The sequence below is a fragment of the Olleya sp. Ti.3.14 genome, from assembly GCF_038154885.1.
In the GTDB taxonomy this organism is placed as follows: Bacteria; Bacteroidota; Bacteroidia; order Flavobacteriales; family Flavobacteriaceae; genus Olleya.
The window spans coordinates 1-280 of record NZ_JBAKAO010000095.1 but is presented as its reverse complement, the minus strand read 5'-3'; the positions used below and the strand labels follow the sequence as shown (position 1 = coordinate 280).

1 protein-coding gene is annotated in these 280 nt (G+C 26.4%); it reads right to left on the bottom strand.

Features of this window, described 5'->3' with window-relative positions; genetic code table 11:
* Positions 1 to 108 precede the first annotated feature (108 nt).
* Positions 109 to 280, bottom strand: a 172-nt coding sequence (locus tag V6251_RS15430) for a DUF5694 domain-containing protein (RefSeq protein WP_341589030.1), incomplete at its 5' end; no start/stop codon positions are given.

Sequence of the window (280 nt, the reverse complement as noted above, 5' to 3'; positions counted from 1 at the left end):
TCAAATATACATTTTTTTACAATACATGTTAATAAAATGTATTATTTTTTTTGAAAGTATAAAAAATACCACCAGAAATGGGTGGCTTTATAATTAATAGCTATTACTTTATTTTAAGTACTCTAAGGTGTTGACCATTTCAAATTTTGGGCTTCTGTCTATCACTTCTCTTAAAAACGCTGTGTGCGCAGATCCCATGATTATAAAAACCCTATCCGTTTTAGTCATTGGTATTCTATTTAGATTAGAATATATTTTCATGTTTCTATGATAAAATTTA